The sequence below is a fragment of the Prolixibacter sp. DSM 2831 genome, assembly GCF_056493735.1.
This window is the reverse complement of record NZ_CM151379.1, coordinates 1,382,661-1,394,670: the sequence shown is the minus strand read 5'-3', so window position 1 is coordinate 1,394,670 and position 12,010 is coordinate 1,382,661. Positions and strand designations below refer to the sequence as shown.

The 12,010-nt window shown below is 46.3% G+C and carries 9 protein-coding genes; all 9 read right to left on the bottom strand.

Annotated features, from left to right (window positions below; all coding sequences use genetic code 11):
• Positions 1–5 precede the first annotated feature (5 nt).
• The 9 genes from AC060N_RS05515 to AC060N_RS05475 all read right to left on the bottom strand — a co-directional run bounded on the left by AC060N_RS05515 (position 6) and on the right by AC060N_RS05475 (position 12,003).
• Positions 6–3,383 carry a SusC/RagA family TonB-linked outer membrane protein gene (locus AC060N_RS05515; protein WP_479526215.1) on the bottom strand — a complete coding sequence of 1,126 codons (3,378 nt, stop codon included), beginning with the start codon at positions 3,381–3,383 and terminating at the stop codon, positions 6–8.
• 148 nt (positions 3,384–3,531) lie between these two features.
• On the bottom strand, positions 3,532–4,566 hold the full coding sequence (locus AC060N_RS05510; RefSeq protein WP_479526214.1) for a FecR family protein: 1,035 nt from the start codon (positions 4,564–4,566) through the stop codon (positions 3,532–3,534).
• Positions 4,567–4,673: 107 nt separating this feature from the next.
• Positions 4,674–5,222 (bottom strand): RNA polymerase sigma-70 factor, encoded by a 549-nt coding sequence (locus AC060N_RS05505; RefSeq protein ID WP_463228748.1) that lies wholly within the window; start codon positions 5,220–5,222, stop codon positions 4,674–4,676.
• 325 nt (positions 5,223–5,547) lie between these two features.
• Positions 5,548–6,006 (bottom strand): V-type ATP synthase subunit K, encoded by a 459-nt coding sequence (locus tag AC060N_RS05500; protein WP_106543263.1) that lies wholly within the window; start codon positions 6,004–6,006, stop codon positions 5,548–5,550.
• Between the two features lie 45 nt (positions 6,007–6,051).
• On the bottom strand, positions 6,052–7,863 hold the full coding sequence (locus AC060N_RS05495) for a V-type ATP synthase subunit I (RefSeq protein WP_479526213.1): 1,812 nt from the start codon (positions 7,861–7,863) through the stop codon (positions 6,052–6,054).
• An 8-nt stretch (positions 7,864–7,871) separates the two neighbouring features.
• Positions 7,872–8,474 (bottom strand): V-type ATP synthase subunit D, encoded by a 603-nt coding sequence (locus AC060N_RS05490; RefSeq protein ID WP_463234830.1) that lies wholly within the window; start codon positions 8,472–8,474, stop codon positions 7,872–7,874.
• A 39-nt stretch (positions 8,475–8,513) separates the two neighbouring features.
• A complete protein-coding gene (locus AC060N_RS05485) occupies positions 8,514–8,885 on the bottom strand; it encodes a four helix bundle protein (protein ID WP_479526212.1) in 372 nt (123 codons plus the stop codon).
• Positions 8,886–8,920: 35 nt separating this feature from the next.
• Positions 8,921–10,246, bottom strand: coding sequence for a V-type ATP synthase subunit B (locus tag AC060N_RS05480; protein WP_479526211.1), 1,326 nt, complete (start codon positions 10,244–10,246; stop codon positions 8,921–8,923).
• Positions 10,246–12,003: a V-type ATP synthase subunit A gene (locus tag AC060N_RS05475; RefSeq protein ID WP_479526210.1), complete on the bottom strand. Its 1,758-nt coding sequence runs from the start codon at positions 12,001–12,003 to the stop codon at positions 10,246–10,248. Before AC060N_RS05475 ends, AC060N_RS05480 begins: the two co-directional genes overlap by 1 nt.
• Between the last annotated feature and the right edge of the window lie 7 nt (positions 12,004–12,010).

Sequence of the window (12,010 nt, the reverse complement as noted above, 5' to 3'; positions counted from 1 at the left end):
ACCTTTTAAAATTCCAGATTCACACCCAGTGTATAGGTACGCGCTGCAGGATAAATACCGCGGTCGACACCGATATCCAGGTTTTTGTGAGCTGAACTGTAGTTCTGCAATCCGACTTCCGGATCCAAACCTTTGTAATTGGTAATAGTGAACAGGTTTTGTGCCTGTACATAGAGGTAGAACCGCTTGCTGTGCAGTTTTCCTGCCGGAAGGGTATATCCCAGCTTCACATTCTGCAGGCGGACATAATCGGCGTCCTGAACGTAGTAGCTCGAAGGACGAATATTATTGTTCGGGTCGTCAAGAGACAAACGCGGAACAGTAGCATTCGGGTTGTCGGTTGTCCAGGCATTCAGCGTACGCGACTGCTTGTTGTATGCCGACAAATCGAAGAAATCGCCGTAGTAACGGGTCAGGTCGTAAATCTGGGCACCCACGCTTCCTCGTGCGAACAAGGAAAAGTCCCAGCTACGGTAGTTCAGACTGAAATTCAGGCCAAACGACATATCAGGATGCGGACTTCCGATGAAAGTACGGTCGTTAGCATCAATCACACCGTCGTTATTCAGGTCAGCAAACTTGATATCACCTGGCTGAGCATTGGGTTGTTTCCCCCATGCATCCACTTCTGCCTGCGTTTTAAACAGGCCCAGCGCCTTATAGCCATAGAAAGAAGAAATGGGTTCACCAACAGCTGAACGCGATGTCTCCTGGTCGAAGTTCACACTGTGCAGATACGACCCTGGCAAACCGATATAGTCGATATCTTCTGGCAGGGAAGTCAATTCATTCTTCACATGCGACAGGTTTAGCCCAAGATTCCATTGCAGGTCGTTTACCTTTTTACTGTGGTAATTCAGAGTAATCTCGAAACCTTTGTTCTGCATTTCACTGGCATTGGTCCACACCGTTTGTGTAGTACCACCAATGGTCGGAGGCAGCGGCCGCTCCATCAACAGGTCTTTGGTGGTCTTGATGAAATAGTCACCGGTAAATTCGATGCGGTTTTTCACCAGTCCTAAATCGACACCAAAGTTCGTCTGAGTGGTTGTTTCCCATTTCAAATCGGGGTTACCGTTTCTACTCGGAGTGAAACCGGTATATACCGATTCCTGCGCACCATCCATGGCATAATTGGAATAGTACGGATTGCTGTAGTAAGAAGAAATGGTACTGTAAGCCGGTACATCCTGGTTACCGTTCTGTCCCCAACCGAAGCGCAGCTTCAGGTTCGTAATGGCATCCACATTGAAGAATTTCTCTTCACTCAGGCGCCATCCGGCAGAGATAGCCGGGAAGTTTCCCCATTTGTTGTTACCCAGTTTCGAAGAACCGTCACGACGGAACGTAGCCGACAACAGGTAACGATTATCATAGCTATAGTCTACTTTACTGATGTAGGAAATCATACTCCACTCAGTTCCGGTACCCGTGTTTTTCTGCGAACCACCATCCCCGGCGTCCAGGTAGCGGAAGTTGGGATCGTCGTAAGCAAATCCTTCACGGAAGCCGGTAAATCCTTCCATTTGCGATTTCAGCGTTTCCATACCGGCCAACACATTAATCGAGTGTTTACCAAACTGATGAACGTAATTCAACGTATTCGTCCAAACCCAGTCGAATTTCCAGTTATTACTGGTTGTCAACGAACTCAGGTTTTGTTGAGTGTATGTTTCCACGTATTTGGGACTGTAATTTCGCTCATAGAAGTTGGTATAATCGATACCAAAATTCGTTTTGGCGGTCAGGCCTTCAATAATTTTGTATTCAATGTAACCGTTACCAAACAGTTTGAGCGTTTTACCCTTGTTATCCTTATTCCGGTACAGTTTACCCATTGGGTTCTGAATATCGTTCAGCGGAGAACTGGCATATTCGCCGTTCAGGTTTTTTACCGGTGCAATCGACGGCATTTTATAGGCTTCGTAAACAACTCCACCCAATGCCGAGTTATTTTCAGCAACATTACTCCATGTATGGGAAAGACCAAGGTTTTCTCCCACTTTCAGTTTCTTGTCGAAGAAATTGTATTCCGAATTCAAACGACCGGAGATACGTTCGAAACCAGTGTATTTAATAATACCGTCCTGGTTGAAATAACCGAGTGACCAGGCTTGTCTCGATTTGTCGTCACCTTTCGAGAAGGATACATTATACGATTGTACCGGAGCCGTACGAAAAATCTCATCCACCCAGTTGGTATTGGCTGACGGTTCTATCTGAGCAGCGTCGAGGTACTGTGGAATCACCGGTGTTGGTCCGTTACCATAAATTTCGTTAGCGGGTGTAGCCCCATCATTTTTAATGGCTTGCCAAAGCATGTCACCATATTGTTGTGCATTCAACATCGTCAGCTTATTGGCAGCTTGCTGCAAACCCACATAAGCATCTACACGCAGTGAAGGATCTTTCGATTTCCCCTGTCGGGTGGTGATAATCACAACGCCGTTGGCAGCACGTGCACCATAGATAGAAGCAGAAGAAGCATCCTTCAGCACCTGAATCGACGCGATGTCGTTCGGGTTAACCATATTGATTCCTTCTGAAACCGGAACTCCATCGATAATGTAAAGTGGTTCATTGTTCCGAATGGTACTGTAACCACGAACACGAACGGCCACTCCACCACCCGGTGAATTATCGGCAACCACATCTACACCGGCCATACGTCCCTGCAGCATCTTATCGACACTCTCGGTAGGCTGGCTCTCTATCTCGCTCGATTTAACGATACCGACAGCACCTGTTAAATCTTTCTTTTTCACGGTTCCGTAACCAATGGCTACTACTTCATCCAGTCCGACTGTTTCGGGCCGCATATTAACGGTATAACTGGCACGTCCGTCAAGCGTAACATCCTGGGCCTGCATACCAATAAATGTAACCGACAAAGCAGCAGCATTGGCCGGTGCATTCAGCGAAAACGTACCATCAGGTCCGGTTACCGTACCGGTTGTCGTACCTTTTACTACCACCGTTGCACCGGGAAGAGGCTGTCCGTTGTCGTCGAGCACTTTTCCTTTAATGGTCTTGGTATCCTGCTTCCCCTTGGTTTCGCCGGGCTTCAGGATAATGTTGTTGTTAAGGATGTTTACTTTTAGTCGGAAGGTTTTAGCCAGTCTTTCCGTTGCTTTGTCAACAGTTTCATCCTGCATGGGAATGCTGGCTTTTGATTCCATAGGCAGTTCTGCTGCCTGGTAGGTAAAGTCATACCCCGACTGATCAGTTATCATGTTAATAAACTGACCCAGAGTGTATGAGCCTTCATCGATATTTATCCGCTTGGATAAATCACTGGCCGAAGCCGGCGTGTTTAAGAACAACAGACTGGGCAGGACAAACAATCCCAGCCTGAAAATTGTCAGGAACAATTTTTTTTTCATAATTTTGTAACAGTTTTGAATTAATTACTAATTCTCTCCAGAGTAAAAGTGACGGTCGCCAAACTTCATTTTTACTCTTTTTTTTGTACTAAATGTTGGTGATTTTCGGGATAATCCCGGACAGGTAGATTAAATCATATATTTCGTTTTAGTTTTCATTTCTCTTTTTATCACTATTGTTTTTCACAGCTAAAATGCTGTCCCCTTTATCGATAAATTTGACACCTACCGCGTACGAGAGTACTTCCAGAACCTGGTTCAACGACTTTTGCTTGAATTGCGTTGTCAGAACGATTTGATTCAATGCACTGTCGTGGAATACTATGGGCTTTCCGTAATGCCGCGAGAGTTTTTCCAGCACCACCGGAAGCGGCTTGTTGTGGAAAACCAAAAGCTGGTCTTTCCAACCGGTCAATTCCGCCACGTTGAAGGAATTAACTTCCTGGCTGTTATCACTCGCGTGGTAAGTAAGTTTTTGGTGAGGTTTTAATTGCAGATGTCGGGCTACCGGCGAACTTACGTCAATCGCTCCATCGACCAGTGCCACGGTAATAACCGAATCTACTGCATAAGCTTCGATATTAAAACGGGTTCCCAAATCGCGTGTCACCACATGACCGGTCACTACCTCAAATTCCTTTTTATCGTTATGCTTGACAGTAAAGAAAGCTTCGCCACTCAGGTACACTTTCCGGACCGATTGAGAAGCGTAATTGGAAGCATACCGCAGTTGACTGTTTCCGTTCAAAATCACCTGGGTTCCATCCGAAAGAAGCACACGCACCTGTTGTCCGGCCGGCGCTGATTTTTTAAGCCAGGCCACTTTCTCGGATTTAGATTGGATATCTTCTTTTCCGGAATGATATTTCAGGGTTCCCAACGCAATTACTGCAGCAACAGATGCTGCTACCAAACCGCGAAGCAGCACTTTGCTCTTTCCCTTCTTCCTAGCGGGAATTTGTTTCTCTTTGAGCGAAATGCCACTACGAAGTCGATTCAAACTTCTTTCCAGATTATATTGTCGGGAATTTTTTTCTTCGGAAGAAAATGAGGAGGCAAGTTGCTGATAAAGTTGACGGTATTCACTTTTCTGAAGGAATTTTTCCAGTTCCTTCCAGTCATGGTCGGTGCCTTCATTTGTCAGGCACCGAATAGCTAGTTCATAGAAATCCGTCGTACTCATTAGGTTGTGTTTCTCATATCTGAGACACCAATCAACAAGTCGACCTACTATTCTTTAATGTTAATTATTTGTTAAGTGGAAAGTAAAAAACCTCTTCTGCCAGGTAATCAAAGAAATACATTAAACTGAGACATGAATCTTTTTGCCTCACTCATCTGATTTTGTACGGTATTTACCGAAATAGAAAGGCGTTCGGCAATCTCATTATACTTCAAACCTTCCAATTTGTGCATCCGGAAAATCTGCTGGCGCTTTTTCGGCATCTTATCGATAATGCCCTCCACCTGTTCCAATAGCTCATAATATTCAAGGCCGGCATCTACCCCATCGACAAAACCGGGTTCGACAGGTTCTTCGTGCAGGTAAACAATCTTTCCTTTGGTATTTCCACGAAGATGATTGAGAGCAATATTGCGGGCAGTAGCAAAAAGGTAAGCCCGTACTGAGGTATGAATGAAGAGTTCCTTTCGTTTGGTCCAAATACTTAAAAAAATATCAGCTACCAACTCTTCTGCCGTCATCTGATTCTCGACAAAAGAATCGGTAAAACCGCATAAAGGAGTAAAATACTTTCTAAACAACGACTCCAAAGCTTTTTTGTCATCCCGGACAATCTGATTCCACAAAACGTCATCCGGATTCGTCTGTTGCTTCATTTTAAGTCAGGCTTATATTTGGTCTAAATAAGTAATTATTTAAACAGGCCTCAACGATTTCATAAATTAATTTGTTAAGCCAGTGTTAACAGAATGTTCCCCGCATAAATGTAACTAATTATATTTCAATTCGTAACAACAACGAAACATTTTTTTGGTTGAAGCAGATGTTCAAGAACATCAACTCACCTTAGAAGGGTTATTAATTATAATAATATCGAACCTCTTCTACTTACCGCCTACCTCAACATCACTAAAAACGAAAGAACATAAAAAAAGCCCGGACCAATGGCCCGGGCTTTTCATATATCAACAAATATTTTGCTTATTGAATAGCGCCGTTGATAAGGAAGGCAGACGCAAACGCTACAATAGCGTAAAGCTCCGGGAATACAGCAAGAATCAGTGTATTACCGAATACGTCGTAACCAGCACCGATGGCAGCAATACCATTGGCACCTACCTGTCCCTGACGAATTGCAGAGAACAAACCAACTACACCCAATGCCAAACCAGCACCGAAGATAGCAGCAGCCTGCAACATGGTGATGTCCGGACTAAGAGCAGTTCCGAAGTTGGCAAATACGAAGTAACCAGCAAAACCGTAGAGTCCCTGGGTACCGGGAAGAGCCGAAAGAATCATATAACTACCGAATGCATCAGGATTCTTTTTCATTGCACCAATGGCAGCGTTACCACCGATGGTTACGCCAAACGCACTACCGATACCGGACAGGCCAATCATCAGTCCAATTCCAATGTAAGCTAATGTAATAGGTTCCATTTCTTGATTATTTATACAGGTTAATAACTTTAATTATTTACTTATTTATGAAATTCTTTTTTTGAAAGGCGTGTAGCGCAAACCACCGCCGGCAAAACCGGAATTCTTGTAAAATTCCACGAAAGTCAAACGCATCGGGTGAACAAATGCTCCCAACGTCGACATGAATATGGTGATACCGTGTCCGATGAGAAGAATAATGATCATCACCAAAATCTTCAACACCGGAATATCGGGTGACAACTGCATTGCCAGACTGTTGAATACATATCCGAGAATCGCACTGGAAACACCCAAAGCAAACAAACGAATATAAGACAACAAGTCGCCCATCACGCCGGTCACCATGTTATAGGCATCCCACAAACCAACTCCGAAATTGGTAAACACGTTCCTTTCGGGGTTATTGAACAGGAATGCACCGAGAAAACCGACTCCGATTACGACGTACATCACAATATTGACTACAGATGGATTGACTCCCAGCTGGCCCATCAGGTACACGATCAAGCCACCGACAATCAAAACCAGCCAGCCAATTGTACCGTAGGCATATTTCCAGCCAAACTGGTGTTTTTCATTGGCCGCTTTGATGAACATACCAAACAAAATTTGGATTGCTCCCAGCGCCAGGGCCATGGTAAAGAGTTCGTCGTTGATGGTTTTTCCTTTGGCAGCCATGCGATCAGCCAGCGTGCCGTAGAAGGAGAACTTCATTTCGTACAAACTCATTCCGAAAACCGTTCCACTGATGAGACCAAAAATAATGGTCGCCAGTCCCAGCGTGCCCAACAGTTTCATCGGGCCTTTCATATCCGGCTTTACACGACCAGCCATGATGAATCCAATTAAAGCAAGAACAAGACCGTAACCGGCATCTCCAAGACAAAATCCGAAGAAGATCCAATAAAACGGTGCATAGTAAGGCGTCAAATCCAACTCTTTGTAATTGGGAAGTGCATATAGGTCGCCAATGGTTTCGAACATCCGGGTGAACCAGTTATTTTTCAATAATACCGGCACCTTCTCTTTCAAATCGGGATAAGTAGCTTCGTAGTAGACTCCTTGCGTTTCCAGGAACCGGTCGAAATCCTTCGATTCATTTTCCGGAATATATCCCTCCAGCACAACGACCTTGTCTTCAGCCGAGCGCGGAGAGTTGAGTACCACCTTATCAAAGTCGAACTCCTGCTGAACTTTTAGTTGCAACTGTTCCAGCGCAGGAATGTATTTGGCTGCATACTCATCGTACGCTGCGTCAATTTCCGCGATTTTCTCCCCGAGCTTACTTATTTCACCGCGAACATAACTCATCGAATGTTCCGGTAAGCGAACCGGGTCGGCATCAATATCAACCTTTTCACCTTTCGGGGTAACCGTAACGAAAAAGGTTGTTGTACCCGTCTCGGAAATGATAAAAGCGTTGTATTTCTCGGGCCAGTCTTTTTCCCAGCGGCGCGATGATGTAGAGAAGAAGTTAATCTCCCAGCCATCTTCTGCAAGGCGCTCAACTGACTCCCAGGAAAAATCGCCCCAGGGCTCCAGCTGATGAACGTCCTTTTGCAGCGTCTGCAACTCCTGTTCAGCAACTTCCCGTTCGCGGCGCATAGCCTCGAAATCATGAAGCACTTTCATCGCGTCAATGTCGCCGGCAGTTTCTACCGGTTCCGCTTCGCGATGATGCAGAAATTGGACCGCATCCCGGATGCGCTTCAGCAGCTGCATCTTCTCACGCAGGGCAGCGTCTTCGACCTCTCCACCTTTCCGTTCCTTCACGTGAAGTAGCCCCCGCTCCCGGACAGCATCCAGAAACGTTTCATACTCCCGGTGATAAACCAGAAAAGTGTATTTTTTCATTCGTATAATCATGATTCCACCTCCCTTGTTTCCTGACGGGATTTCACAATCTTCTGGGCCGACTTGGAGAGGTTCTCCTTGTCTTCCAGGAATCGTTTGATTTTTCGAATGGCATCTTCGTATCCCGGAATCTGCACCTTTTCGAAGAGGTTCACCTTTTGGGTGGTCTTCTTACGGGCATGATCCAGCAGTATCATTTTCTGATTAAAAAACTCCTGCTCGATCCCGATTTCGGCCAATTCCTTCACTACTTTGATGCCATCGAGGAACCATTTGGGTTTACTGAAAACGCTGAACTGAGCTATTTCGAATTCCACACCGTCGAGGATAGGAGTCTGCACACCGGCGATCTTTTTCACCGACATTTTTACATCCTTTACCCTGACGAGCGAAACATCGAACTCACCCCAAAGGGCCATCATCGAATCGTATTCTTCGATGGTCTCTTCGAGAAGTTTGTTCAGCCTCTTCACCTCGTCTTTAGCCTTCTTTACTTCGACCCGCAGCGCCGACTCCTTGTTCTTGATGGTAGGCAATGCCTTCACCCGAACCTTGAGTTGCTTCTCGAGTCCCTGTAAAGCGGTTTTATTGTATTGAAAATTTATTGCCATATTCTTTACAATTGAAAATGGAGAATGGAGAATTGAAAATTAAGACTTCCCAATACCTTTTGAAGTACGGATAATGGAAGTAAGAATATTTTTAATTTCCTTACCCTCATCCATCACTTCCCGGTAATCCGGATAATCCAGAATCAACTCACTGGCCTCCAATAATTCAAGCCAATAATTCGTTTCTATCGATTCTTTATTAGCAATTGAAAATTTATGAATGAAATCTGCTTTACTTTCAGCTTCCTGTGCTTCCCGGCTATTAGCTCCGATACTGGTACCGGAACGCAGTAACTGTTTCGAAAGAACATATTCCTTCTTTTCCTGCTGCAGCCATCTGCACAGACCAACAATTTTCAGTGCAAACCGAAATGTTCGGTCAAGAATTACATTGTTGGTAACTTCATTCATACTCAATTATCAATTCTCAATTTTCAATTCATTTTTTACGACTCACTCGGCCAGTACTTACTCATCAGCTCTTGCTTGATACCAACCTCTTCAGGTTTGAAGTGCTTGCTGAGGAGTTTCCAGCCGTCGTCGAGCATTTCGTCCGTACCGATGTTCACGTCGATTGCCAGCAGCTCGTTGGAGTATTCTTTCGCGAAATCCAAAGCACGCTGGTCGTATTCGGTCAGGTCGAAACCGTTCTCCAGTTTCGTTTTGGCGCTGGCCGCATCGGCAAACAGACGGATAGCTGCGTTCATCACCTGCGGGTGATCTTCGCGGGTCTTCTCCCCGATTACCAACTGCTTCAAACGAGACAGCGAACGGAACGGGTCGACGATTACCTTACCAACATCTGAGTCACGACGCAGGAACAACTGTCCCTCTGTAATATAACCAGTGTTATCCGGAATCGCGTGAGTGATATCACCACCTGACAGGGTTGTTACCGCAATAATGGTAATGGAACCACCATCAGGGAACTGAACCGCTTTCTCGTAAATCTTCGCGAGGTCGGAATAAAGCGAACCGGGCATCGAGTCTTTCGACGGAATCTGGTCCATACGGTTCGATACGATCGACAGGGCATCCGCATAAAGCGTCATGTCCGTCAGCAGTACCAGTACACTTTCGTTTTTCTCTACCGCGAAATATTCAGCAGCCGTCAGCGCCATATCAGGTACCAACAGACGCTCTACCGGCGGGTTTTCCGTGGTATTTACAAACGATACGATGCGGTCGAGCGCACCGGCGTTGTCAAATACGTTACGGAAGAAGAGGTAGTCGTCGTTCGTCAATCCCATACCACCAAGAATAATCTTGTCGGCTTTTGCACGAAGAGCTACCATTGCCATTACCTGGTTGAACGGCTGATCGGGATCAGCGAAGAACGGAATCTTCTGTCCCGATACCAGCGTGTTGTTCAGGTCGATACCGGCAATACCGGTAGCAATCAGTTCCGACGGCTGTTTACGGCGCACCGGGTTCACCGATGGTCCACCAATCTCGCGTTCCTCACCTTCAATACCTGGTCCGCCGTCAATCGGCTCACCAAAAGCATTGAAAAAGCGTCCTGAAAGTTGATCACTCACTTTCAGCGTCGGCGCTTTCCCGAGGAAAGTTACCTCTGCATTGGTCGGGATACCTTCGGTTCCACCGAATACCTGCAAAGTTACTTCGTCACCAATAATTTTCACCACCTGTGCCAGGCGGCCGTTGATTTCGGCCAGCTCATCGTAGCCAATCCCTTCGGCTTTCAGGGTACAGGTCGCTTTTGTAATCTGGGTGACCTTTGTATATATTTTCTGAAAAGCTTTTGTTGCCATTATGCTACTTTTCTTTCGTTAATGATCTGATTCAATTCTTCTTCAAACTTCTTGAAGTCGTTGGACTGAAACTCCGAATAGTTCATCTGACGCAGGTGGTTAATCACCCTTTTGAAGTAGCTTCCCACTTCAGTGAATGAGTCGAAACGGAAGTCGGTATGACAAATATCCATTACCTTATTCAGCATAAACTCCTGACGTTCGAGCGGCGTATTCATATCGATTTTATCGAATGCATCCTGCTGCAAAATCACAAAGTCAATCACTTCTGATTTCCAGAAACGCATGTGATAATCAACCGGTACACCATCGTCACCGAGGATGTTAATCTGCTCGCTCACTTCCTGTCCACGAAGCAGAATGGTCTTCACTTCACTCACCTTGTCGATCCACTCGTCACCAATACGCTTACCAATGTACTCCTCGAATTCAGGATATTCGATGTACTTGGAATAAGATTCGATTGGGTTAATAGCCGGGTAACGTTTTCCGTCGGCACGGCTCTGCTGCAGTGCGTAGAAACAACGAGCCACTTTCTTGGTCGACTCGGTTACCGGCTCTTTCAGGTTACCACCAGCAGGTGATACCGTACCGATGAAGGTTACAGAACCCGACTCACCGTTGTTCAGGTAAACAAAACCTGCGCGGGCATAGAAGTTCGCGATAACGGCCGAGAGGTCCATCGGGAATGCGTCCTGTCCGGGCAGCTCTTCCAAACGGTTCGACATCTCACGCAAGGCCTGTGCCCAACGAGAAGTAGAGTCAGCCATCATCAACACCTTCAGTCCCATGGAACGGTAATATTCCGAAAGGGTCATGGCGGTGTAAACCGAAGCCTCACGGGCAGCAACCGGCATGTTCGAGGTGTTTGCCACAATGATAGTACGTTCCATCAGTTTGCGTCCGGTGTGCGGGTCATCCAGTTCGGGGAACTCGGTAAAGATTTCCACCACCTCGTTGGCACGCTCACCGCAGGCAGCGATCACCACGATATCGGCCTCGGCCTGCTTCGAGATAGCGTGCTGCAATACAGTTTTACCTGTACCGAAAGGTCCGGGGATAAAGCCGGTACCACCTTCTACAATCGGGTTAATGGTATCGATGGTACGAACACCTGTTTCGAGCAGTTTGAACGGACGGGGTTTTTCCCGGTAGGCAGTAATGGCTTTTTTCACCGGCCACTTCTGTACCATGGTAACGTTGTGCTCTTTGCCGTCGGCATCCACCAAAACAGCAATGGTGTCGTTTATTTTATACTCACCGACTTCAACAACCGACTTCACCGTGTATTTACCTTCAAACACAAATGGCACCATGATACGGTGAGGCTTACCATTTTCGTTTACCTCACCCAGCCAGCTGGCAGCTTCCACTTCGTCGCCTGCTTTTGCCAATGGTTTGAAGTCCCAGAGTTTCTCATCATCCAGCGGATTGGTGTAATCTCCCCTCTTCAGGAAGACACCGTCCATTTTGTCGAGGTCGTTTTGCAGACCATCGTAGTTTTTGGAGAGGATACCTGGCCCGAGCGTTACTTCGAGCATATGTCCGGTGAACCGCACCGAGTCACCGATTTTCAGTCCCCTGGTGCTTTCGAAAACCTGGACAAAGGCGTTGGCTCCATTCACCTTAATCACCTCAGCCATCAGGTCGGTGCCGCGAGTCTGAAGGTAGCAGATTTCGTTCTGCGCTACCGGACCGTCGGCTTCCACTGTCACCAGGTTGGCAATAATTCCTTTGACTTTACCTTGCGTAGACATATTCGTT

Bases quoted from the DNA above. Each gene is read 5' to 3' on its own strand.
- AC060N_RS05495 (WP_479526213.1), bottom strand. From the start codon at position 7,863: ATGAAAAAATACACTTTTCTGGTTTATCACCGGGAGTATGAAACGTTT.
- AC060N_RS05480 (WP_479526211.1), bottom strand. From the start codon at position 10,246: ATGGCAACAAAAGCTTTTCAGAAAATATATACAAAGGTCACCCAGATT.
- AC060N_RS05515 (WP_479526215.1), bottom strand. From the start codon at position 3,383: ATGAAAAAAAAATTGTTCCTGACAATTTTCAGGCTGGGATTGTTTGTC.
- AC060N_RS05505 (WP_463228748.1), bottom strand. From the start codon at position 5,222: ATGAAGCAACAGACGAATCCGGATGACGTTTTGTGGAATCAGATTGTC.
- AC060N_RS05490 (WP_463234830.1), bottom strand. From the start codon at position 8,474: ATGGCAATAAATTTTCAATACAATAAAACCGCTTTACAGGGACTCGAG.
- AC060N_RS05475 (WP_479526210.1), bottom strand. From the start codon at position 12,003: ATGTCTACGCAAGGTAAAGTCAAAGGAATTATTGCCAACCTGGTGACA.
- AC060N_RS05485 (WP_479526212.1), bottom strand. From the start codon at position 8,885: ATGAATGAAGTTACCAACAATGTAATTCTTGACCGAACATTTCGGTTT.
- AC060N_RS05510 (WP_479526214.1), bottom strand. From the start codon at position 4,566: ATGAGTACGACGGATTTCTATGAACTAGCTATTCGGTGCCTGACAAAT.
- AC060N_RS05500 (WP_106543263.1), bottom strand. From the start codon at position 6,006: ATGGAACCTATTACATTAGCTTACATTGGAATTGGACTGATGATTGGC.